Raw genomic sequence first — 24,593 nt, forward strand, 5'->3', positions numbered from 1 at the left:
GGGCCTGCGGACATCATCCGCAGGCCCACCTCACCTGCTAGAAGCCGAACGGATCAGTGAGATCCTTCGGCAGTCCCGGGTGCATGGTCACGAGGTCACCCAGGGCGTACTCCGCTCCCTCACGAACGATGGTCAAGATCGTCGTATTGTTGCCGAAGCGGTCGGTGCCCATGAAGCGCTTCATGTCATAGACCCAGCGGACACGGCCATTCGCCTCCTGGACCTTGCCAATGTACTGGCCGCTGAGCGCGGCCAGTCCCAGCAGGGAATCCGGATCCGACAGGTCAGGGCTGAACGTGGACTTGCCCGCCACGTTCTCGTCTCCACCGGCCACGTGGCGGGGCATGACGTGTTCCCTGATCTGCTCCTGGTCCTGGGATTCCGGGTGCGACACCTCGCCGGAGGCCGCCTCACCGGAGCTCTCCCGCAGCTTCACCGGCTGGTCCCAGTTGCAGTAGCAGTCGTCCGCATGGGCGGGATTGCCGCACTCGTTGTGCACCAGGATCGGCGCGTTTCCGGCCAGCACGTAGTACGTGTGGAGCTGCTGGACCGTCAGGTTGTACATCGCCTTGAGGCCGGCGACGAGGCGGACACCGATGACGCGGACGCGCTGCCCGGTGCTCGTCTTGAGGTAGTCGCCCGCCTTGAGCTCGCCCGCCGGGGTGAACGACTTCGTCGTGTCGTCCCAGAACGGGTGGTTGCTCGTGGTGTGCAGCGTGCTGTCCGTGCCGTCGGCGCTCTGGACCGTCACATCGGCCAGGTCCTCGTCGTGGTGGACGAGGGTGGCCTGCACGGCGCGGGCGCCCTGGTCGGTGGCGGTCTGCTGGTCGGCGGACTGCACCAGGTCGCCGACGGTGATGTCCCCGATCGGCTTGGTGCTCCCGTCGGCCATCAGGACCTGGGTGTCGGGCGTGAAGCTGCAGGTGGTGCCGCTGGACGAGGAGTCGCCCGGCGCGGCGTCGTCGTGCGAGACGTCGTCGGACCGGTCGTGGCTGTCGACGTGGTGGTCACCGTCGGAGTTGTCGGTGCCGCCACCGCCGCCACCACTGTTGCTGTCCTCGGCGCTCGAACCACCGCCGCCGCCACCACCGGTGTCGTCTCCACCGGCGCCGTCCGGTACGGACGGCTCTGACGGGTTGTCAGCGGTGGGCGTGTCGTCGCCCGTCGGCGGGTCGACGAAGTCGTCGCCCCGACCCGGGGCGAAGTCCTCGCCGAGCTGGGCCGGCGGCTCCTCGACCGGGAAGTAGTCGCCTTCCGGTGCGGTCGGGTCCTCCAGACCGTCCATCGGGCCGGCATCGCCGCCCATCAGGCCCACGCCGACGCCGAACGCGAGCGTGCCCGCCGCGACGCACTCGGGAGCGATGATGACGGTCCCCAGGCACGCGATGCCGGCGACCACGACGGCGCCGACGGCCACGCCGATGCCGACGTCCTCCGCGACCTCACCGAGGTCGTCCCAGAAGTCGAGACCGGTGGGGTCGCTGCCGTTGGTGGGGCTGTCGCCGGCGTAGGTGTAGCCGCCCATCTGGTTGGGGTCGCCGACCTCCAGGATCGGGTCCGCGCTCATGAACCGGCCGAGCACCGGGTCGTAGTTGCGGGCCCCCAGCAGGTTGAGCCCCGTGACGGGGTCGACCGGCTGGCCGAGGAAGCCGTGGTTGTCCGCCCAGTTGGCCGCCGCCGTCCCGCGGGTACCGCCGTACGGGTCGAACGAGCGCCGGGTGACCGCCAGGGTACTGGCGTTGACCTGGAGCAGGGCCGTCCGCTGCGGGTTGGTGGGCTGGTAGACGACCGTGCCGCTGCTCGAACGGACGATCACCGTGCCGTCGGGGTTCTTGTAGTACCGCTGACCGGTGACGGTGCTGCCGATGAGGGTGAGCTGCTCGGCCCCGCCGAACAGGTAGAGGATCGTGCTGCCCGAGCCGCGCTGGATGAGCAGCTTGCCGTCGGCGTCGTACAGGTAACCGGTGTTCTGCGCGCTGCCCGTCCCGACCGTCGTGGCGACGGCGGAAGTGCGACCCTCGGCGTCGTAGCTGAAGGTCTGGCTGACCGGGTTGACCCCGACCGTGGCACGGCTGACGGTGTTGCCCGCCGCGTCGTACTTCGGGGTCTGCGTGCTGGTGCCGGTCGGGCCGCCCGTGGTGACGGTGGTGGCGGTGTTCGGCTGGGCCGCCGCCGTGCTGCCGTTGCCGGGGTACACGCTGGTCTGCGTGACGTTGTTGGCGGTGTTGCCCGTGACGTCGTGCTTGACCTGCTGGGTGCGGTCACCGAGCAGGTCGTACTGCCAGGACTCCCAGTACGGGGCCGGGCCGCCGATGGTCGCCGGGGCCGGCGCACCGCTGTTGCAGTGCGCGAGCTGACCCGCCGTCGGGCTGGAGATCCCCGCCGTGTCCGTCCACGCGGTGGTCAACCGGCGCAGTCCGTTGTACTGGAAGCACTGGGTGTCGAAGACCTGGTCGGTGCCGCCCGAGGACTGCATCTCGCTGACCGTGGTCAGGTTCCCGGCCTGGTCGTACCCGTACGTCGAGCTGGAGATGGGGTTGGTGCCGGCGGTCTGCAGCGAGACGCGGTTGGTCGTCGGACGGCCGGTGGCGTCGTCGTAGGTCTGCGCGGTGCGCAGTTGCTTGCCGAGCGGCCCGAAGGTGGACTGCAGGACCTGGCCGAGCGGGCTGTAGGAGGCCACGTCCAGGTACGGGGTGGTGTCCGAGCCGGTGGCGACCAGGCCGCCCTGGAGGTTGTAGCCGTAGCCGATGTCCTCGGAGGGCAGGCCGCCCTCGGTGCCGTAGACGGTGTCGGAGTGCAGGCCGACGTTCGGCGTGTAGCCGGCACCGAGCGCGTACGTGCCGGCCAGCTTGCCCTCGGCGGCCGGGATGGTGACCGACATGCCGGTGGGCTGGTAGGCCGTGTTGTAGCCGGTGATCGCCTCGGTGTACGCGCTGCCGGTGGCGGAGCCGCCGACGTACCGGGTCGCCGAGGTCAGCTGGCCCTTCACCAGCGTGTCGAAGCTGTACGAGGTCAGCTGCTGGCCCTTGTTGGTGGTGTCCGTGCCCGCGTACTCCCCGGTCCTGCGGCCGAGCAGGTCGTAGCTGAAGGAGAGGGTCTGGTTGCGGGCGTCGGTGGTGCTGGCGACCCGGCCGAACTGGTCGTAGCTGGTGCTCGACGACCCGGTGTCCGGGTCGGTCGACGCCGTCCGGTGGCCCTGCAGGTCGTAGCTGTTCGTCCAGGTGTTGCCCGCCGTGTCCTTGATCGTGGACACCTGGCCGGCCGGGGTGTAGGTGTAGCTCGTCGTCAGGTCACCGGTGCCGGTGCCGCCGTGCGCGACCTGCATGGTGGTCTGCCGGAGCGCGTTGGTGAACACCGACGTCGCCGTGCCGCCGGCCGGCGGGGTGGTGTCGGTCTCGTCGGCGCCCGGGTACGCGTGGCTGGTCGTCCAGAGCGGCGAGGCCTTGGTGTACAGGGTCTCGGTGAGCTTGCGGCCCAGACCGTCGTAGCCGTTCACCGTCTCCGAGGGCAGGGTGTTCTCCACCTCGACGAAGAGCGTGCTGCCCGGCGCCGTGGTGGTGTCGACGAACGCCCCGGTGGCGCTGTGCTCCCAGCCGTGGCTGTCGTAGTGCGTGGAGGCGATCAGCCGGCCCGCACTGTTGTTGGCCGTCGTGGACTGGGTCTGGCGCTTGCGCAGCAGGCCGTCGTAGATCTCCACCGAGGTGTTGTACGACTGGTCCTCGCGCAGCGTCTGCGTGGTCACGCTCGACGGGCTCGGGTTCGTACCCGCGCCGTTGACCGCGTAGCTGAACACCTTGTCCGCGCTCTGCGTGCCCTTGGTGCGGCCCGGCAGCCAGGTCTGGGTGCGGCGGCCGAGGGCGTCGAAGGTGGAGTCGGTCACCCGGTTGTTGGCGTCCACCTCGTGGGTGGTCAGGCCGCGCGTCGGGGTGATCGTCTTGGTCACCGTCCAGCCCAGCGCGTTGGTGGCCGTCACCGTGGTGGGCAGCGTCCCGGTCGCGGGCAGGTACGCCGTGCTGGTCGCGGAGCCCGCGGTGTCGAGCTGCTTGGTGACGCGGCCGTACTGGTCGACCGTCTGCGCGTTCAGCGTCTGGAACTGCGGGTTGCCCGAGGCGTCGTAGGACTTCACGTCCTGCGTGGCGGTGACGTAGCCGTTGGTGCCGAGCGCACCGAAGGCGGGCAGGTTGCTGATGCTTCCGTCGCCGTCGTAGAACAGGCGCCGGTCGCTGATCGTGGTGCCGGTGCCCGGGGCGGTGCCACACGGACCGGAGACCTTGATCGACTCGCTCGGGAAGGCCAGCATCATCGGGTTGGCCGCGGGCGGGTTGGCGTAGCTGGTGGTGGTGCAGGTCTCCTGGGACGGGACCGACACGTCGCCCTTGCTGTCCACCTGCTGCGGGCGGCCGAGGCCGTCGTAGCTGGTGGTGGCCTGGACGGTGCGCCAGGTGCCGTTCGCCAGCAGGTTCTGCGACTTGCTGATCGACGACTGGATGCGGCGGGCCGTCAGGTCCGGCAGCGTGGACAGCGTCGCCGGGGCCGGGGTCTTCGAGGTCCAGGCCGTGCGCGGCGAGGTCACCGTGACGGTGGTGGTCTCCGGCTCGGCCAGGTTCTTCGCCACGACGGTGCCGCCGGCCTGGGTGTAGCTGTCGCTCTCCTGCGGGCTGCCGGCCAGCCAGGCGCCGTCCGTCATGCCCTCGCCGATGGAGTTGGTGAGGGAGACGGAGCGCTGGGTGCCGTCGGCCTTGTAGTCGCCGTCCATGCCCTGGAAGTAGTTGACCACCGTCTGGGTGATCGGGTCCGGGGCGGCGCCGGTCTGGGTGGTGACGGTGCGGTAGCCGCGGAACTGGTTCCAGGTGCGGTACTGGTCGTCGGAGAGGTCGGAGTCGTCCCGGTGCCAGGCCGCGCCGCCGCTGTAGGTGTAGTTCGTCACCTTGGCGGGCGAGTTGGCCTTGGTGGAGTCGTTGTCCGACACCTGCGAGACCAGGGTCTTCTGGAACCAGTCGGCGATCGGGTCCTTGGCGCCCGGGGTCGTCCAGTAGGCCTGGTAGCAGGCCATGGTGTCCGAGTCGGCCGAGGCCGGCATGGTGTTGTTGACCCGCGAGCACTCGGGAGCCCGGTAGGTGACCACGATGGACTCACCGGACTCGGTCTGGATGCTGGAGATCCGGGGGTGGTACAGCGGCGGGGCCGCCGGGGTCGGGCCGTCCACCCGGTTGTCGGTCTCGATGCCGGTGAATACGACCGGGTCAAGGGTGATCGTGCCGGAGCCGCCCGCGCTGGTGTCCAGGCCGGTGCGCTGGATCTGCGACAGCCACATCACCTGCTGCAGCGCGCCCGCGTCCTTGGGGTCCACGGTCCTGCCGGTCACCGGGTCCATGGTCGCGCCCGCGTTGGAGAACAGGTGGGTCAGCGTCCAGGAGTCGACGTCCTGCCAGGTCGAGCCGTTCTTGACCGAGGTCTTGATCGAGCTGAGCCGGTAGGTGGACCAGAAGGTCGGCGCCGCGACGCTGCAGACATTGCTGCCGGTGCCCGAAGTCTGCATCCCGGCACTGCAGTTGAGGTCGTACGGGGTGTCCGGCCAGTTCGTCGCGGTCGAGGTCGACAGGTTCGAGGACTGGCAGGTGGTCGGGTCGGTGACGCAGCGCTGCGCGGTGGTGAAGACCACCTTCGCCGCCGGGTCGCGACCCGCCTGCTCGTCGGCGAGCTGGTAGCCGTAGGAGATCTGGGTCAGGTACCCGCCACGGGTGTAGGCCGTCAGGGTGCCGCCGGCACCGGCGGACTGGCCGTAGCCCATGTTGTAGTAGTTCGACTCGTTCGCCCAGTCGTAGCGCTGCACGTTGCCGTGCACGTCGACCACGAAGTCCAGGTTGAACCGGTAGCCCGGCTCCGCCGAGCACTGCGACTTGTTGCCCTGGGCCGCGCTGTAGCAGGGGTCACCGGAGTTCGGGAAGTACACCGGCGCGCCCCAGGCGCTGTTGGTCGCCGGGTCGCTGGTGGTTCCCGGGGAGTGGTTGATACCCAGGTAGTACTGGGTGCCGTCGGTGGTGGTGACCTTGAAGTACTCGCCGTTCCACAGGCCGTTGGACGCACCGGTCAGGTCCTCGACCTTGGTGCCGTCGTCGTTCTGCAGGTGGTACTGGCCGTTCGCGTCGCGCACCAGCTGCCCGTTGTGCGAGCCGAGCGAGATGGTCGCGTTCCAGCCGGCCCAGCACTTGTCGCCGGAGTTGGCGATGCCGTCGTTGGCGCAGGTCCGGTACTGGCGCTCGACGTACCCGGGCGCGTAGCCCCAGCCGTCACCGATCCAGGAGGACTGCGAGTTGCGGGCCGAGGTCTCGCCGTCGATCGACTGCGAGTTGTACGAGAGCCCGACCTCCGGGGCGGCGCCGCCCAGCGCGGGCGGGACCGGGATCGGGTAGTTGTAGGTGAACGCACCCGAGGAGGACTGCGCCCAGGTGCCCGAGGCGGACAGCGGGGTGGCCCCGTAGTTGCCCTGCGAGCCGCTGCTGCCGGCCACCGCGGCCACCGCCATCGTGCTCGCCGCGGTGCTCACCCCCATCGGCGCGGCCTTCGCGGAGCCGATCAGCGCGGCGGAGACCGCCTTCGACTGAGCGGCGGTCCCGTCGGTGAGGGCGGCGCCCTGGGTGGTGCTGCCGGGCAGCGCGACCGTCGCGGTCAGCTTGTTCGAGGCCGTGTCGTTGGTGGCCGCCAACGGGGTCTGCGTGCGGCACTCCGTCAGCTGAGGCGTGGTCAGCGCACAGGCCGGCATCGCGACCAACTGCAGGCGCGAGGCCCAACCACCGCCGTAGGCCTGCGCGATGGTGGAGTAGTCGACCGAGACCGACACCTTGCCGGGCGCCGACGAGCCGTCAGCCCGCGCCAGGCCGACCAGCAGGCCGTCCACGTTCGCCGCCTGCGCCTTCGCCCGGTCGGCGGTCTCCACCCGCACCGTCGACGGCGTTGTCTCGGCGCTGCCGGCGGCCTCGGTCGCCGCACGCGCGGCGGCTGGGCCGGCGGGAGCCGGCGCCACCGTCACCGGTGAGGCCGGCGCGGCGGCCGAGTCCGGCAACGGCGCGGCCGCGGAACGCGAACCCACGCCCGCCGCACCGACACTGACCGTACTGGTCGACGCCGCCGGCCACGTCGGTGCGACCGGCTTGTGCGGGTGCATCGACTTCGCACCCGGCGGCATCTGGGCGGGCGGCACGGCACCGTGGCCAGTCGCCGGCTGCCCCTTCACCTTCGGCTGGGCGGGGAGCGGATCGGCCGCCCACACCTTGCCCTTGAACCGGTAACCCCCGACCACCGTCTCGGCGTGTGCCAACGGCACCACCAGCGCCAAGGCCGCCAGCGTCGCGACAGCGACGGTACCTCGGCGATTCACCGCCCGGCCACGGGCAGCATCCAACCACGCAAATCTTGCGCGCACTTAATCCCCGCTGTTCCTAACGGGCCCTCAGGAGGGCCCCTAAGCTGCCCGGATCCGGATACCGGGCAGTCGGCGCGGACGGTAGATGGCGTCGAACAGGTGCCGCAATGGGATATCTCGGCTACTCAGCGTCAGATCGCCACATCAAGAGCACGTCTGCCACACATCAGGAGACGCGGCGGCCGACTTCTAGGGCGCCAACTGGTCCCAAAAACCCCATGGGTCACAGCAGTGCAATCTGATGTTCACTCAAACCTTTACTGGCCCTTGATCATCATGACGGGGCTTCAGCCTCCTCGCGACCCCCACCTCCACCCCCCACCCCCGCCCCCGCCCCTCGCCACGCCACCCCGCGGGGAGGGGATATCCCGTGCGCGGAAGCAGCGGAGCCGAGCGATCGTGGCGCCACAACGCAGGGGCCGGCCATCGGGATGCGCGCATTGTTGCAAGAAGGGTTGACACTGCGCGCAGGGTATTGGAAGCTCCCATTGGCCAACGCCGGGGACATTCACCTCGGTGATCTTTTTTACGATTGATTGTTAGCGCTAACACTCAGTCGTCGAATCCACCGCCGATGGGGAGGCCGGCATGCGGACCTGAGCGCCACGACCGGCCACCGGCGGGCCTCGTGCGGCCACCGGGGCACTGCACGGCCGGACGGCGAGCGAGGAGTCGCGCCGACTCGCCGGCTCCTTCCGCTTCTTCCGGCGCCCACGAGGCCGAACCGGAGATCCGGGTTTGATTCGCCGTCCCGATAAACCGGGGAATCCGCACCGGAAATACCGGCGCGCAGTCCTCCATTTCTTCACGCGGTGGCCTCGCTGCCCAAGCGAGTCATCTCGGAGCCCCCACCCCGCAACTGTGGGACCATCCACCGAAACGCGTTTGTCATGCTCACAAAGAGGCTGTGCGCATGCCGAACCGCGAGAAACAGACACCTCCCCCCACCCACTCCCACCAGGAGGCGACCACATGCTCCACGCGAACCCGCGCGTCACCCGACCATCGACGCGCACCCGGCTGCGGAGGACGCTTGCCTGCGTAGTCTCGGCGTTACTCCTGTCCTTGGCGATTCCACTGCTCTCCCTGGGCACGGCCACGCCGGCTGCGGCCCTGGGCAACGGTTTGGCGACCACGCCGCCGATGGGTTTCAACGACTGGAACGCCTACGGCTGCAACGTCTCCGAGCCCCTGATCAAGAGCACGGCGCAAGCCATGCACAACAACGGCATGCAGAGCGCCGGCTACCAGTACGTCAACATCGATGACTGCTGGATGACCCACACTCGGGGCTCCGACGGGCGCCTGGTACCTGATCCGAACAAGTTCCCGGACGGGATCAAGGGCACCGCCGACTACGTCCACTCGCTGGGGTTGAAGCTGGGCATCTACGAGGACGCCGGACTGCAGACCTGCGCCGGCTTCCCGGGCAGCCTGGGCCACGAGACCACGGACGCGCAGACCTTCGCCGCCTGGGGCGTGGACTACCTGAAGTACGACAACTGCTATGCGGGCCCGGGCTGTTGGCTGAATTCCTGCCCCAATGGCAACAAGGCGCCCGCGCAGACCCGTTACACCACGATGCGCGACGCCCTGGCCTCGAGCGGTCGGTCCATCCTGTTCAGCCTGTGCAGCTGGGGCGAGGACAACGTGTGGACCTGGGGCGCCGGCGTCGGCAACAGCTGGCGCACCACCGGCGACATCAACGCCAGCTATGGCAGCATGCTGTCGATCTTCCACAGCAACGTGAACCTGGCTGCCTACGCCGGGCCCGGTCACTGGAACGACCCGGACATGCTCGAGGTCGGCAACAGCCCGCTCACCGACACCGAGGCCCGCTCGGAGTTCAGCCTGTGGGCGGAGATGGCGGCTCCGCTGATCGCCGGCACCAACGTCGCCTCGGCCAGCCCGGCCACCCTGGCCACGCTCACCAATACCCGGGTGATCGCGGTGGACCAGGACTCGCTCGGCAAGCAGGGCACCCTGGTGTCCTCCGCCAACGGTCTCGACGTGCTGGCCAAGCCGCTGGCGAACGGCGACGTCTCGGTGGCCCTGTTCAACGAGACCGGATCGACCGCGACCATCAGCACCTCCGCCGCCGCGATCGGGAAGACCGGAGCCTCCAGCTACAACCTCACCGACCTGTGGTCCGGCGCGACCTCGACCACCACCGGCACCATCAGCGCCTCGGTTCCGGCGCACGGCACCACCATGTTCCGCGTCGCGGGCGGCACCGGCGGCGGAACCGACCAGACCGGCCCGGTGCGCGCGGTCGGTGCGAACAAGTGCCTGGACGTGCCGAACTCGACCACCACCGCGGGCACCCAGCTGCAGATCTGGGACTGCAACAGCCAGCCGAACCAGAGCTGGACCCGCACTGCCTCCGGCCAGCTGACCGTCACCTCGGGCGGCACCCAGATGTGCCTGGACGCGTACAACAGCCAGACCGCGCCCGGCACCAAGGTCGAGATCTGGACCTGCAACGGCCAGGCGAACCAGCAGTGGAAGGTGAACGCCGACGGCACCATCACCAGCGCCCAGTCCGGGCTCTGCCTCGACGTCACCGCCAAGTCCACCGCCAACGGCGCCCTGATCGAGCTGTGGACCTGCAACGGCCAGTCCAACCAGCAGTGGGCCGTCTGACCGGTCACCGGGCGCAACTGCCGTGCTGTCCCCGAGTTCCCAACCTCGTGAGACAGCACGGCAGTTGCGCCGTCCATCACGCCCCGTTCACCTGACGAGACGCAGGGAGCCCAGATGCGCGACAGTCAAGACCCGGAACGACGACCGAGGATTGCGCCCTCGCTTCACCGCCGGCTCGGCACGCTGATCCGCGCGGCCGCCACGATCCTGCTGGTCGTCGGCGGTCTCGCCGGTGCGGGATCGTTCGCCGACAGTGCGAGGGCCGCCACCGCCGGCCCGTGTGACATCTACGCGGCAGGCGGGACTGCCTGTGTGGCCGCGCACTCCACGACCCGTGCGCTCTACTCGGCGTACAGCGGAGCGCTCTACCAGGTCCGGCGGGGCTCGGACAGCAGGACGCAGAACGTCGGCGTCGTCGGTGCCGGGGGCGTCGCCAACGCGGCCACCCAGGACGCCTTCTGCGCGGGCACCTCCTGCGTGGTCACAGTGATCTTCGACCAGTCCGGGCACGGCAACGACCTCGCCTACCAGGGCCCCGGGGGCGCCGGAGGCAGTGACACCCCGGCCAGCGCGACCAGCGAGGCCCTCACGCTCGGCGGAGCCAAGGCGTACTCGCTCTACATCAACCCCGGGAACAGCTACTGGCACAACGGGTCCTCCTCCGGGATGCCGCTCGGCAGCGCCCCCCAGGGCGCGTACATGGTGACCAGCGGCACTCACGTCAACGGCGGCTGCTGCTTCGACTACGGGAACAGCGAGACGGACCGCAAGGCAGACGGCGCGGGCGCCATGAACGCCATCTACTTCGGCACCAGCTGCTGGTTCGGCGGCTGCTCGGGGACCGGTCCGTGGGTGCAGGCCGACCTCGAGTACGGCCTGTACTCCGGCGGCAGCCAGTCGTGGAACCAGAACCAGCGGGCCTTCACCAGCCGCTACGTCACCGCGATGCTGAAGAACAACGGCACCTCCCAGTTCGCGCTCAAGGGCGGTGACGCCCAGTCCGGCGGGCTCACGACGCTCTGGAACGGCGCGCTCCCGCCCGGCTACAACCCGATGAAGCAGCAGGGCGCCATCATCCTGGGCAGCGGCGGCGACTGCTGCGCGAGCAACACCAACCAGAGCCTCGGCACCTTCTACGAAGGCGCCGTCGTCAGCGGCTACCCGTCCGACGCCACCGACAACGCCGTCCAGGCCAACATCGCGGCAGCCGGCTACAGCGCCGGCTCCGGCGGCGGCTCCAGCATCGGCCCGCTGCACGCCGTCGGCGCCGCGAAGTGCCTGGACATTCCCAACTCCAGTACCACCAGCGGCACCCAGGCCCAGATCTACTCCTGCTCCGGAGCCGCGAACCAGACCTGGACCGCCACCTCCTCGGGCCAGCTGACGGTGTACTCCGGCAGCAGCCAGATGTGCCTGGACGCCAACGGCAAGGGCACCGCCAACGGCACGAAGGCGATCATCTGGACCTGCAACGGACAGCCCAACCAGCAGTGGACCCGAAACGCCGACGGCACCATCACCGGCGTCCAGTCGGGACTCTGTCTGGACGTCAGTGGAGCGTCGACGGCGAACGGGGCCCCGGTCCAGTTGTGGGCCTGCAACGGGCAGAGCAACCAGCAGTGGAAGCTCGGATGACTTCCGCCTGAAGGGCTCGCCAGCCGGCCGCCCTCCCGCCACATCAAACGAGCCAAGCCCGTTCCACACCAGCAGCGCCGCAGGGGGAGGCCATCGGGTCGGCCGCGTGCGCCAGGACGCGGCCGACCACCGGTGGTGTCCGGCCGCACGCGACAGCCGGACACCACTGGGCCGGCCCGTTCTGCGATACGCTTGACAGGAATCTCCGCACCCGCCGCCAACAGTTCGACAGCGATCGAAGGTCGATTCTGTCGCTCAAGATTGCGGCACTTCCAGGGCGCATCACAATCCGTCGGCATGCGACGAGAGCATCGCGGGTTTCCACACAACCGAGCGGCGTCACGCGCTGGTTTCTCGCGTTTGGCAGACGGTCCGCCGCATGACTGTCGTGAGGTAGGAGACCAGTTCCCATGGACCTCAACACCATCACCGAAGTCGTCCGCCGACCGTCCGACCGGCCAGGCGAGGACTGGCAGAACGGGGACGCCTGGCTCGCAGGCGGAACATGGCTGTTCTCCGTGGAGCAGCCGGGCCTGCGCCGCCTGATTGACCTGACAGCGTTACGTTGGAAGCCGCTCGTCCCGAGCAACGCGGGTCTCGAGATCGGCGCGACGTGCACCATCGGCGACCTGTACGCCTTCGCGCCGCCGCCCGACTGGATCGCGGGCAGTCTCCTCGCAACATCCTGCGAGGCGTTCCTCTCCTCGTTCAAAGTCTGGAACTCGGCCACCGTCGGCGGAAACATCTGCATGTCCCTGCCAGCCGGCCCGATGGTCAGTCTGACGGTCGCGCTCGAGGCACGGTACGAGCTCTGGGCTTCCGACGGGTCCATGCGCACCGTCGATGCCCTCGACTTCGTGGCCGGGAACGGCAGGAACATCCTCGCTCCCGGCGAGATACTGCGCCGCATCGAGATTCCGGCGCGCGCCCTGAGGAAACGCGCCGCCCACCGCCGCTTCACGCTGACCCGCCTCGGCCGTTCGACGGTGTTCCTCATCGGCACGCACACTCCCGGAACGAGCGATCTGCTGCTCACCGTCACCGCCGGCACCACGCGGCCCGTCCGTCTCGCTTTCGACACCATGCCGGATGGCCAGGCCCTACGGCAGAGCATCGACGGAATCCCCGCCGACTTCTGGTTCGCCGACCCCAATGGGACCCCCGACCACCGTCGCCACCTGACGCAACACTTCGCCGAAGAGATTCGCAGCGAACTCATGGCTGGGGGCCCGGCATGACCTACCTGGTGAACGGCAGAAGTTTCGACGAAGAGCCGGACCCCGGCCAGTGCCTGCGCACCTTCCTACGTGCACTCGGCCACTTCGGCGTCAAGAAGGGTTGCGACTCGGGCGACTGCGGTGCGTGCACGGTGTGGCTGGACGGCAGTCCGGTCCACAGCTGCATCACCCCCGCTTTCCGCGCGGAAGGCCGTGAGGTGACCACGATCGAGGGTCTCGGATCGCCCGGCGACCTGCATCCGGTGCAGCGTCGGTTCCGGGACGCCCCGGGGTTCCAGTGCGGTTTCTGCACCGCCGGGATGATCATGACGTCGGCGACCTTCACCGAGGACCAGAAGGAGGACCTGCCAAGGGCATTGAAGGGCAATCTCTGCCGCTGCACCGGCTATCGGGCCATCGAGGACGCCGTGCGGGGCGTCGTCGGCGTGCGGACGGCCGCACCGGGAAAGGCCGTCGGGACGAGCGTCGGCGCGCCGGCGGCCGACGATGTGGTGACCGGTCGGGCCGAGTTCACGATGGACACCCGGATGGAAGGCATGCTGCACCTCAAAGTGCTGCACTCGCCGCACGCCCACGCCCGGATCGTCTCGGTCGACAAGAGCGCCGCACTCGCCGTCCCCGGCGTGCATCGCGTCTACACCTGGGAGGATGTGCCGCGCAAGCGCTTCAACACGGCGATCCACACCGACCACCTCGTCGATCCGGACGACACCTACATCCTCGACAACACGGTCCGCTTCGTCGGCCAGCGCGTCGTCGCCGTCCTCGCCGACACGGTCGGGGCTGCGGAGGAGGGCTGCCGAAGGGTGGCCGTGGAGTACGAGGTGCTGCCGGCGGTCTTCGACCCTGAGGAGGCCATGGCCAACGGCGCGCCACAACTGCACGACTCGCAGGATCCGTTCGTCCGGGACTCCGTCCACAACCTCCTGCTCGAGCTCCACTCGCACATCGGCGACGTCGACGCGGGTTTCGCCGCGGCCGACGTGATCCATGAGGGCACGTACTCCTCACCACGCGTCCAGCACGCGCATCTTGAGACCCACGGCTCGATCGCCTGGATGGCGGACGGCCGGCTGAACGTCCGCACCAGTTCGCAGTCGCCGTCGATCGCGAAGGTCAAACTGGCCCATCTGTTCGCGCTCCGCCCGGACCAGCTCCGCGTGTTCTGCAAGCGCGTCGGCGGCGGTTTCGGTGGCAAGCAGGAGGTCATCTCGGAGGACCTCGTCGCGCTCGCCGCCCTGGACACCGGACGGCCGGTCTGTCTCGAGTACACGCGCGAGGAGGAGTTCACCACGGCTTCGCCCCGGCACCCGATGAAGCTGACAGTCAGGCTCGGCGCGAAGGCGGACGGCACGCTCACGGCGTTCCAGGTGCGCAACGTGTCCAACACGGGCGCCTACGGCAACCACGGCGGCGAGACGCTGTACGCGGGGGGCGCCGCCGTGATGACCTACCGCTGCCCCAATAAGAAGTACGACGCCTTCTCCGTCTACACGAACACCGTTCCGAGCGGCGCACTGCGTGGTTACGGGATGACCCAGCCGGCCTTCGCCGTGGAATCGGCGATGGACGAGCTGGCCCTCGCCCTGCACATGGATCCGTTGGAACTGCGACGCCGCAACATCGTGCGCCCCGGCGATCCGCTCGTCGCGATGCACGACGGTCCCGACGACGTGATGTTCACCGAGGACGGGCTCGCCGAGTGCATCGACCTCGTGGCCGGTGCTCTGGCCCGTACCGCCGATCAGCCGTCCCCCGGCCCCGGGTGGCTCGTGGGGGTCGGCGTCGCGAGCTCGCTGCACGAGACCGCGCCGCCGACCGAGCACATCTCCGAAGCCTGGGTCACGCTCGGCGACGACCTCATGTACGAACTGGCCGTCGGCACCGTCGAATTCGGCGAGGGCACGTCCACCGCGCACGTCCAGATCGCAGCCAACCAGCTGGGTACGGTGCCGTCGCGGATCCGCCTGGTGCAGTCCGACACCGACCGCACGGGATTCGACACCGGCGCCTTCGCCAGTGCCGGACTCTTCGTGGCGGGCAACGCGGTTCTCCGAGCGGCCAACGCGGTGCGTGACCGCATCCTGGAGTTCGCCGCCGCGCACACGGGTGTCCACCTCGTGATGTGCTCCATGGACGACACGGACGTCGTCTGCGGAGACGAGCGCGTCCCGCTGGCCGAACTCGTCGCCCTGGCCCGGGCGCGCGGCATTCGCTTCACCGCCGCCCGCAAGGCCTACGGCTCGCCCCGCAGCGTCACCTCCAACACCCAGGGGTTCCGCATCGCCGTCCACCGGGTGACGGGCGAGGTCCGCATCCTGTACAGCGTCCAGGCTGCCGACGCCGGAGGGCTCATCAACCCCCAGCAGGTCCGGGGACAGGTGGACGGCGGTGTCGCCCAGGGCATCGGATTCGCAATGACCGAGAACTACCAGGTCGACGCGGACGGTGCCATGGTCAACCCGAACCTCCGCAACTACCGGATCCCCACCTACGCCGATGTCCCCCGCACCGACCTCCTCCTGGTGGACTCGTCGGACTCCGTCGGGCCCATGCGGTCGAAGGGGATGGCGGAATGCTGCATCAACCCGGTGGCACCCGCGTTGGCGAACGCGCTTCGCGACGCCACGGGCATCCGCTACCGCGAGCTGCCCCTCACTCCGGAACGGATCTACGCCCGCCTCGTTGAGAGCGAGTCGGCACGGACGGGCCCGAGACGATGACCGCCGAGAAGCACGCGGACGCCACGGCGACGGTCATCCTCGGCCGGAAGGTCCGCCAGGGAATGGAACGGGAGTACGAGGAATGGCAGGAGGGCGTCAACGCCGCTGCCGCCGAGTACGCCGGACACCTCGGCGCCGAGATCTCCCCGCCGACGGCCCTGCAACCCGACTGGGTCGTCGTCTACCGCTTCGACTCGATCGCCCACCTACAGGCGTGGATCAACGGCGCGACCCGGCAGAGACTCCTCGACATCGGCGAGAAGTACTTCGACGGTCCCGCGACCCAGCAGGTGATCAGCGGCGGCACGCAACCGGCTGACCCGCTGGTCACCGTTGTGGTGACCCACCGCGTCCACCCGAACCAGGTCGACGACTTCCTCGACTGGCAGGGCCGCATGAGCCGGGAGGAGAGCGCGTTCCAAGGGTTCCGCGGCACCGAGATCTTCCGTCCGATCGAGGGCCTTCAGGACGAATGGACCACCCTGTACCGCTACGACAACGCCGAACACCTCGACGCCTGGCTGACGTCTGCGAAGCGGCGGGAGGTTCTCGCCGAAGGGGAGAAGTTCAAGGACTTCAACCTGCGGACAATCGACAGCTCGTTCGGCAGCTGGTTCGCCTTCGAGGAGAACGGCAAGGAAGCGCCCCCGCCCTCGGGCACCAAGACCGCCATCGCGGTCTGGGTCGGCCTCTACCCGACCGTTGTGCTGCTGACGCTCGCCCTGTCGCCGCTGAAGTGGCCGCTCTGGCTCGGGCTGCTCGTGGGCAACCTGCTGTCGAGCTTCATCATGAGCTTCTTCACGATGCCCTACTACGTGAACCGGCTGCTCAAGCGGTGGCTGCGGCCCCCGCCGGACGAACCGCCGGCGAAGACCAACCGCATCGGCCTGGGCATCGTGGTAGCGGTGACCGTGTTCTGGGCCGTTCTCTTCTACGTCATTACGACCCGAATCTGGACGCTGCCCTGACCCAGCACTGAACCCCACGGCCCGTCGAACAAAGGAAGCCGGCGGCGAATCCCAGGACATGCTCGCGAGCTTCGATCAGCAAGTCCGCGACAGCCGACTCCAGGGCTTCGCGGCCGACTTGGTCGCAGACCTCCGTCAGCGGGTCATCGGGCCGGGAGCGTTCGACGCCGGAGCCGGCGCTCAGATCAGGTACCGGGTGCGCTTCGAGAACGGGTTTGTGCTCGGCGGAATCGAAGCGGGCTGGCTGACCGGAGCCTGGTGATCGCAGTGGGTCCGCCGGGGACGTCGAGCCACTGTGCGAGCCGGTGCCGGGCCCACCAGGACAGGAAGAGCGAGAAGGCGGCGCTGCCGGGCCCGCCGGGCCCGCGGTGGCCAACCCCTCGTTCCCGGCCGGTTCCTCCCGCCTCATCGGTCGCGCGCGCTCGAGCACGATCCGGCGGAGACCGGGGGTCGCCGTGAAAGGCCCGGGCGTCGGAGATGAGCGCGGCGAGCTCCCTGCTGCGGTCGCCGGTGCGGATCTCGCGGGGCATCAGCCCTGCTCCTCGCACACGAGGATGGCCGTCAGCGCTTTGACGGCCCGATAGTTGAGGGTCTTGACCGCGCCGCGCGACCTCCCCATGATGGCCGCCGTCTCAGCCGTCGAGTAGCCCAGGCAGGCTCGCAGAGCCACGCACTCCCGCTGCGGGGGCGTGAGCAGCACGAGCGCGTCGAGTGCTTTGGCGAGGAGCAGCCTCGCGACGACGAGGTCCTCCACGCCGGGCAGGGAAGGGCCGTTCTCGATGGCTGGGAACAGGACCTCTCTGCCCTTCTGGGTCGACCTCAGATGGTCGATCAGCAGATTCCTGGCGATGGTCACCAGCCAGGCACCGAAGTCCCGTCCCTGCCAGCTGAACGAGTCGATCCGTCGCAGGGCGCGCAGGAAGGTCTCACTGGTCAGGTCCTCCACGGCCGCCGCATCGGCGACCTTCCGGGACAAGTAGCGTCGCACGACGGGCGTGTACTGCTGGTAGAGCCGCCCGAACGCCTCCCGGTCGCCGGCCTGCGCCCGGGCCACCAGCACCACCACCGACGGACCCTGCCGCTGCCCGGGGACGGCCGCTTCTCGCCCGCTTGCGGGCACGAGCCGCCGGCCGGGCGTGCGGCGGTTGCTCGGGTGGATCACCTGTGACATCGAACTCCCTCATCGGCGGGACGATGGGGAAGGATGTTGCCAGGCCCACAGCGCCTCGAACGAGGTCATAAGGCGGTCATTGGGCGGCCACTCGCCGGACGTTGCGCACCGAGGACGGGAATGTCCGCAGAAGGGACAGCTGCTCACGGGTTGGCCTGCGAGACCGTGAGGGTGGATCCGCTGGTGGTGCCCGAGGGAAGGTCCAGGACCACCGACAAGGTGACGGCCGACTGTCCGCGCCGCAAGGTCACCGGGAGCACCAGCAGTTGTTCACCGGCGTCAGCGCCGTCGACCGTCCAGTGGAACGGTGTGTCGGGCGGGACGGCTGCGTAGTAGAGACCGCGCTGCTCAGGTGCCAGGGTGGCGGGCCCGTAGATGTGCACGGCGTGCCAATCCGCTCCGGCCCCGAAGGGAAGCGTGCCGAGATGAGTCGGTGTCGGCTCCTGGGTGCGCTGGACGGTGGATGACTGGAGGCTCATCCAGACGATGGCGACGAGGACGCCGACGCTGACGACCGTACTGAGCAGCCCGACCGACAGCACCGCGAGCTGGTGCTCACCGAAAGCGCGGACCAGGGATGCGGCACGTCCTGGCAGGCGGCCCCGGCCGGCTCCGGCGGAGGGGACAGGCGCCATGCTCGGCGCGGCCGGGGCGGGCGGGGAATCAGCGAACCCGAGTTGGGCCAGCGTGCGGCCGGTGGCCTGCTCCAGGAGCCGCTGGAACACCGGCCGCGGGCGCGCGACCTCGCCGTTCTCCCAGCGCCGGACCAGTCGGACCGAGCACTCGACCGGCTCGCCGTTCTCCCGGGAGAGCCGCTCCAGCAGGTCGGCGAACTCCTGCTGGCTCAGGCGCATCTCGGTGCGGGCGTTTCGCAGACCCTCAGGTCTGGATGGATCGTTCACATCAGTTCCTGGAGTGTGTGGTGCTTCGCCTTCAGCCGGTGGTTCCGGCGTGGGAGCCGGGCCGGACCTCACCCGGTGGGATCCTGGCCGGGCGCGGGCGGCAGACCGGCAGAGCGGAGCGCAAGGGGTGAGTCCACTGCCAAGGCCCGTATTCGCCGACTGTGCGCGGGAAACAGGCACGGAAAGGTGCCGCGCCTGGGAGGATCACGGACAGCCGAGCACGCGTCGATGGCGATGGCCGTCACCGTGGTCAAGCCGCCTGCGTTCGGGTCACGGGCTCGCTGGTGCCGACAGACACTTCACGAGCCGGCGTAGGCAACTCGCGCGTGGCAGAGCACGTTAGCACGCCGGCCGGGAACGTTTTGCCGAATCGGCGAGCGACAGCTGCGGCACCTCCGGACGAATCCCCAACCGCTTGGCTGATATGACGTCGCGTCAGCGGTGTGACTGTCCGGCCGGCACCGCCGAGCCCCCTTTGAACAGGCGAGATGCGATGCCATTGCCACGGCATGCAATGCCATTGCCATGCTCATTTCCGACGGCATCTCGCGAGCGGGCCGAATTCGAGCCCGTGGGTGAAAAATCAGTGTCGCGAAGGCCTTGCACTGCGAAGCCGGAGTAGCCTACCGTCCGCGCCTGCCAAGCCGGCCGGCGTGCATGCGAAGTCCCGGATCACCCGGCCATTGGTAATTTATGACGACACGTCGCACCACGGCCCTACTCGGAGCCCTGGCGCAGCATTCCCTCGGGTCCGGACGCCGGACCGTGCCGATCGTTGCGGTGCTCGCGATCGGGACAAGCCCGCGGACCGCGCTTGTCCCGATCGATCAGGAACCGAGGAGCCGGACGTCGGCGCGGGACGTAGCGTGAACACGTCGCCGGGGGATCCGGCGCCGCTGGTCTTCCGTCGGACACCGTCATCAGGAAGTCCTGTGCCGTACATCGTCGACTTCGAGAACGTTTCCACCGGCGGCCTGGAATCGTCCCCGGTCGCGGAGGCTGACCTCGGCGTTCCGGCTCGGATCGGCCTCGGCATCCCGGCGGTCCAGAGCCTCTGCGGTCGCGGGGTACTTGGCGCGGAGCCGGTCCCGGAGGGACTGGGCGGGCTTGCCGGCCGCCGATCCCGCGTCGAGTTCCACCCCCGGGCCGGGGACCACGACTCCGGGTGCACGCAACTGCGTCAGCTCCGCTTCCAGCTCAGCGACACGGGCCTCAAGTCGCTGCACCTCTCGGGTCGCATCCTTGTATCCCTCCTGGTTGCGCCTGGCGACGTGTGTGAGGGTGTCCACCCGGTCCGCGAAGGCGTCGCGTTCGGCTGCGATCGACTGCACGACCTGGCCGGCGATGACTGCGGCAATCCAGTCAACCCATTCGTTGATGCGCTCGGTGCCCGGGTTGCCGATCAGCTCGACATCCTGCAGGCCGTTGAGCATGGCCGGGCGGATGGTGTCGGCGATGCGCTGCTGCGGGCCGGGCTGCTCGGTCACAGCTGCTCCTCGATGACGATTCGGACGGCTTCGCCGACCGCTCTGGTGCGGATGGTGTCGGGGAACAGATCTTCCCACGCGCCGGCTGTCCATTCGACGCGGGCGAGCCTGCCCAGCCGTGCAGTCGACGCTCTTCCTTGCCCGCCCAACAGCACACTCGGTCAGCGGCCACCGTGTCCCCGATGGTCTCTCCACCGATCGCGGCACTGGCCGAGGCCGAGCTTCACCGGGCCGCCCAAGCCGCCCCGCCCCCGGCCCCGCCGTGCTTCAGGGCTCCGGCTACGCCGTGTGTCCGCAGGCCCTGACCGCTTCTGCGGAGGCCCGTGTCCACCTGACAAGCCCTCGGCGCCGGGTTCGACATCTCGCGAGCGACCGCCTCCGGGCTGTTCGGGCGGCGTCGGCGGCGGCGCCCGGCGTGCGGTCCGCCACGGTCACCTCATGTCCTGCCCGGGTGAGGGCGGTGGCCAGGTTGCCGCCGACGCGGCCGTTTCCGATGACTGCGATCGTGGTCATGATGATGTGGTCCTTCCGGGGGTGCGGGTGCGGGTTGTGGTGCGCGGTCAGCGTGAAAGAGTGGCGACGGCCCCGGCGTGGACGCCGGGCGCGGCGGCCAGGAAGCTTTCGCTCTGCGGGGTCCAGGGGCGGCCCTCGGCGTCGGAGATCTGTCCGCCGGCCTCGGTGACGAGCAGCGCTCCGGGGAGCAGGTCCGCGCGGGCGCCGGCGAACTGCCAGAAGGCGTCGATCCGGCCGGCGGCCACGTTCAGCAGGTGCAGGGTCGCGGGCACGGCGACGCGGACGACGAGCGCGTCGAAGAGCATCGCGGTGATCGAGGAGCCGACGCGTCGCACGACCTTCTCGTCCTCGTCGGGCCGGGCCTGGCTGGTGGCCACGATGCTCAGGCCGAGGTCCGCGGTCCGGGAGACGTTCAGCGGCCGGCCGTCGAGGTGGGCGCCAGCGCCGGTGAGCGCGGTGTAGGTCTCGCCGGTCAACGGCAGGTGGACCGCGGTGAGCACCGGCTGGTTGTCGCGCACGAGGGTGGCGGTCACCGCCCACTCGGGCAGGGCGTGCAGGTGGTTGACGTTGCCTTCGGCCGGATCCACGACCCACCATTCGCCGGGCGGTAGCGCCCCGCCGTCCAGCTCGTCCTCCACCCAGCCGGCGTCCGGGCGCAGGCGTGTGAGGCGGGGGCGCAGGATGTCGAGGGCCGCGTCGTCGTTGGCGGCGAGCGCGCGCATCAGCCCTTCGCGGGTCCGGTAGGGGATCACCTCGCCGTACCGCTCGCGCAGTGCCGAACCGGCCTCACGCACGGCGGCCGCGGTCCGGTCGAGCAGGTCGGCGTCGGAGACGATGGCGTCAGTGGTCTGAAGCGTTTCGGACATGGTGGAACTCCCGTCTGGGCAAGGGGCGTTGAAGAGGATTTCGGGCCAGGACGCGCGTTCCGTCCTGCGCCGTGGTGACGACGCTATCCACCCCCTCCATTAACATCAAATGCATGTCAAGCACGGCTGGGATTACTCCCATGCAATTGGATTTGAATCTGCTCACCGCGCTCGACGCGCTGCTGGAGGAGGGCAGCGTGGCCGGGGCGGCCGCACGACTGCACGTCACCGCCCCCGCGATGAGCCGGAGTCTGGGCCGGATCCGGCGCACGACCGGGGACCAGATCCTGGTGCGCACCGGCCGCACCATGACCCCGACGCCCTATGCGATCGCCGTCCGGGAGCAGGTGCACGAACTGCTGCACCAGGTCCGGGGCGTGCTGGCCCCGAGCCGTGAACTCGATCCGGCAACGCTGGAACGCACCTTCACACTCCGCTGGCACGATTCCCTGGTCGCCATGAGTGGCCCCACGCTGCTCGCGGCCGTACGCGGACAGGCGCCGGGCGTGCGATTGCGCTTCGTCGCGGAATCGAGCGTCGACACCCCCGAGTTGCGGCGAGGTGAGGTCGATCTGGAGGCGAACGCCAACCGTCCGAGCGCACCCGACATCCGCGCCGAGAAGGTGGGCGAGACCCGCCTCGTCGCCGTCGTGAGGCAGGGGCACCCCCTCACCCGCGCCCGAACCGTCACCACAGAGCGGTACGCCGCCGCCGAACACGTCACCGTCTCGCGACGTGGAAACCTCAGCAACGCCGTCGACGACGCCCTCGCTCGGCTCGGCCTCACCCGCCGTGTGGTGGCGACCGCGCCCACGGAAGCGGCCGCGCTGGAGTTCGCGCGCGGCTCCGATCTCCTGATCAGCGTCCCCGAAATCACCACACGCACCGCGGCCGCCGGCCTCGGTCTGGTCGTGCTCCCACTGCCGCTCGAACTGCCGTCGGCACCGGTTTACCTGTCATGGCATCAGCGCTACGACACCGACCACGCCCACACCTGGCTGCGCGCACTGGCGCGAACCGCACTGGCCACCTGCGGAGCGTCGTAGCCGACGCCGTACGGCCGCGCGCTGCGGCCTGTCCGGCACGGCCGTCCGGGCGGGGCCGGCCCTCCCGCTCCGAGCGCGCGGCACCCGGTTCTTGGCCGGCCCGGTGTCACGCATGATCCACACCCTCCCGGACGGACACCGCTGGGACCGGGTGCGGCAGGATTGTGATGTCGGGGTGGTGGGTCATCTCCTCGATGAAGCCGTTGATCCGGGCGTCGGTGGTGGGGGCACCTCGCAGGTCGGGGGGCGGCCAGCGTCTGCTGCACCTGTGCGGCAGCTGTGGCGGCGACCAGGCGCCCTCCACTTCGGCTTCGCAAGCATCCCCAGGACCGCCGCGCGGCCCACTACCTTCCTTGGCCGGCCCGGTGAACCGCGATCAGCTCGCGATACCAGGCGTATGAGGACTTCGGGGTGCGGCGCTGGGTGGTGAAGTCAACGTGCACAAGGCCGAATCTTTGATTGAACCCTTCCGCCCACTCATAATTGTCAAGTAGTGACCAGGTGAAGTAGCCGCGGACGTCCACGCCTTGGGCGACCGCCGCGCCCAGGGCATCGAGGTGGCCGGCCAGGTAGTCGATCCGGCGCTGGTCGTGGACCGTGCCGTCCGGCCCCGGCTCGTCGGCGACCGAGCAGCCGTTCTCGGTGATGGTGATCGGCGGCAGTGCAGCGCCGTACCGCTCCCGCAGGCCGACCAGGAGTTCGCGCAGACCGTCCGGAACGACCGGCCAGCCGAAGGCGGTTCGGGGTACCCCCTCGATCTCGGCCTCGGCGAACGGGAGTCCGCCCGGCTCGGCGGGGGCCGCGATCCGGGTCGGGTTGTAGTAGTTGACGCCGAGCCCGTCCAGGCCGGGGCCGGGGCCGGCGATCAACCCCAGGTCGCCGGGACGGACGCTGCCGCCGAGGTCCTCCCCGACACCGTAGGCGGACAGGTCGGGGTAGCGGCCGAGCAGCAGCGGGTCGGTGAACAGCCGGTTGTGCAGAGCGTCGTACGCTTCGGCGGCCGCCAGGTCCGCCGGGGTGTCACTCGCCGGCCACACCGGCGTGAGGTTGTTGGCGATCAGCACCTCCCGCCCGCGCTCGCGCAGCACCGCGGCCGCCAGCCCGTGCCCGAGCAACTGGTGGTGCGCGGCCGGCAGCGCGTCGAGCATCAGCGCGCGACCGGGCGCATGGATCCCGAGCGCATAGCCGAACACCATATGCACGAAAGGCTCGTTGAGCGTGATCCAGGCCGGCACCCGGTCGCCGAGCCGGTCCGCGACGATCTCGGCGTACTCGGCGAAGCGATAGGCCGTGTCCCGGGCGAGCCAGCCACCGCCGTCCTCCAGCGCCTGCGGCAGGTCCCAGTGGAACAGGGTTGGCAGCGGGGTGATGCCTGCCTCGAGCAGGGCGTCCACGAGGCGGTCGTAGAAGGCGAGTCCAGCCTGGTTGGCCGGGCCGCTGCCAGTGGCCTGGATGCGGGGCCAGGCGATGGAGAACCGGTAGCCATCGAGCCCGAGGCCGCGCATGAGAGCGATGTCCTCGGCATAGCGGTGGTAGTGGTCGCAGGCGACCCGCCCGGTATGACCGTCGCGAACCGCACCGGGGCGAGCCGCGAAGACGTCCCACACGGAGGGCCCGCGCCCGTCCTCGTCGACCGCGCCCTCGATCTGATACGCGGCCGTCGAGGCACCCCAGCGAAAGTCGGCAGGTAGGTCAAGGCGGTGCGGCATGAGCTGGCTCCTCCTGAACACGTCCCCTCACAATATGAGTACTCCTCATGTTATCTGCCAACCGCCGGAACGCCAGATCCCAACGGGGGCGTGGTCCACCGCCTCCCCTCCGCGCCGAGTGGAGGGCGGCTCACGGCAACGCCCGGGCAGCGGATCGGACCGGCGACCAAAAGCGGGCTGACAGATCGTCCGCGCAGTGGCTACGCTGCGGGCGATGAAGAACTTCGCCTCGTACCGAATGGGGGAATCGTTCTCGCAAGGTGAGTGCT

At 69.6% G+C, this 24,593-nt stretch carries 14 protein-coding genes; 7 read left to right on the plus strand and 7 right to left on the minus strand.

Annotation, left to right across the window (positions count from 1 at the left end):
• Positions 1 to 37: 37 nt before the first annotated feature.
• Positions 38 to 7,327, minus strand: a complete 7,290-nt coding sequence (locus tag BR98_RS13550) for a polymorphic toxin-type HINT domain-containing protein (protein WP_232247868.1) — start codon at positions 7,325 to 7,327, stop codon at positions 38 to 40.
• 1,068 nt (positions 7,328 to 8,395) lie between these two features.
• On the opposite strand from BR98_RS13550, the gene BR98_RS13555 reads away from it, so the two are divergent.
• From BR98_RS13555 to BR98_RS13580, 6 genes are all read left to right on the plus strand, one after another.
• Positions 8,396 to 10,066 carry a glycoside hydrolase family 27 protein gene (locus BR98_RS13555; protein WP_035844702.1) on the plus strand — a complete coding sequence of 557 codons (1,671 nt, stop codon included), beginning with the start codon at positions 8,396 to 8,398 and terminating at the stop codon, positions 10,064 to 10,066.
• A gap of 114 nt (positions 10,067 to 10,180) precedes the next feature.
• Positions 10,181 to 11,701, plus strand: coding sequence for an arabinofuranosidase catalytic domain-containing protein (locus tag BR98_RS13560; protein ID WP_083976551.1), 1,521 nt, complete (start codon positions 10,181 to 10,183; stop codon positions 11,699 to 11,701).
• Between the two features lie 410 nt (positions 11,702 to 12,111).
• Complete coding sequence (locus tag BR98_RS13565) at positions 12,112 to 12,939, plus strand: FAD binding domain-containing protein (protein ID WP_035844704.1); 828 nt, start codon at positions 12,112 to 12,114, stop codon at positions 12,937 to 12,939.
• Entirely contained in the window at positions 12,936 to 15,662 is a 2,727-nt protein-coding gene (locus BR98_RS13570) for a molybdopterin-dependent oxidoreductase (RefSeq protein ID WP_035844706.1), read from the plus strand. The genes BR98_RS13565 and BR98_RS13570 overlap by 4 nt, the downstream gene beginning before the upstream one ends.
• Positions 15,659 to 16,630: an antibiotic biosynthesis monooxygenase gene (locus BR98_RS13575; protein WP_035844708.1), complete on the plus strand. Its 972-nt coding sequence runs from the start codon at positions 15,659 to 15,661 to the stop codon at positions 16,628 to 16,630. The genes BR98_RS13570 and BR98_RS13575 overlap by 4 nt, the downstream gene beginning before the upstream one ends.
• A gap of 58 nt (positions 16,631 to 16,688) precedes the next feature.
• Positions 16,689 to 16,892: a hypothetical protein gene (locus BR98_RS13580; RefSeq protein WP_035844710.1), complete on the plus strand. Its 204-nt coding sequence runs from the start codon at positions 16,689 to 16,691 to the stop codon at positions 16,890 to 16,892.
• 267 nt (positions 16,893 to 17,159) lie between these two features.
• On the opposite strand, the gene BR98_RS13585 is transcribed toward BR98_RS13580, so the two are convergent.
• The 5 genes from BR98_RS13585 to BR98_RS13600 form a co-directional block, all read right to left on the minus strand.
• Positions 17,160 to 17,792, minus strand: a complete 633-nt coding sequence (locus BR98_RS13585; protein WP_198042219.1) for a sigma-70 family RNA polymerase sigma factor — start codon at positions 17,790 to 17,792, stop codon at positions 17,160 to 17,162.
• A gap of 152 nt (positions 17,793 to 17,944) precedes the next feature.
• Positions 17,945 to 18,703, minus strand: a complete 759-nt coding sequence (locus BR98_RS36300) for a helix-turn-helix domain-containing protein (RefSeq protein WP_157537737.1) — start codon at positions 18,701 to 18,703, stop codon at positions 17,945 to 17,947.
• Between the two features lie 920 nt (positions 18,704 to 19,623).
• Positions 19,624 to 20,190 (minus strand): hypothetical protein, encoded by a 567-nt coding sequence (locus tag BR98_RS40275; protein ID WP_035844712.1) that lies wholly within the window; start codon positions 20,188 to 20,190, stop codon positions 19,624 to 19,626.
• 279 nt (positions 20,191 to 20,469) lie between these two features.
• Positions 20,470 to 20,703 (minus strand): NAD(P)-binding domain-containing protein, encoded by a 234-nt coding sequence (locus BR98_RS42015; protein WP_267886065.1) that lies wholly within the window; start codon positions 20,701 to 20,703, stop codon positions 20,470 to 20,472.
• A gap of 47 nt (positions 20,704 to 20,750) precedes the next feature.
• Entirely contained in the window at positions 20,751 to 21,569 is an 819-nt protein-coding gene (locus BR98_RS13600) for a 3'(2'),5'-bisphosphate nucleotidase CysQ (protein WP_035844714.1), read from the minus strand.
• A 140-nt stretch (positions 21,570 to 21,709) separates the two neighbouring features.
• Between BR98_RS13600 and BR98_RS13605 the strand changes: the two genes are divergently transcribed.
• The gene (locus BR98_RS13605; RefSeq protein WP_035844716.1) at positions 21,710 to 22,615 is read left to right on the plus strand and encodes a LysR family transcriptional regulator; all 906 of its coding nucleotides are present in this window, start codon (positions 21,710 to 21,712) and stop codon (positions 22,613 to 22,615) included.
• A 344-nt stretch (positions 22,616 to 22,959) separates the two neighbouring features.
• Here BR98_RS13605 and BR98_RS13615 read toward each other — a convergent pair whose 3' ends face one another.
• Complete coding sequence (locus tag BR98_RS13615) at positions 22,960 to 24,324, minus strand: GH1 family beta-glucosidase (RefSeq protein WP_035844720.1); 1,365 nt, start codon at positions 24,322 to 24,324, stop codon at positions 22,960 to 22,962.
• Positions 24,325 to 24,593 lie beyond the last annotated feature (269 nt).

Source organism: Kitasatospora azatica KCTC 9699 (assembly GCF_000744785.1).
Taxonomy (GTDB): domain Bacteria; phylum Actinomycetota; class Actinomycetes; order Streptomycetales; family Streptomycetaceae; genus Kitasatospora; species Kitasatospora azatica.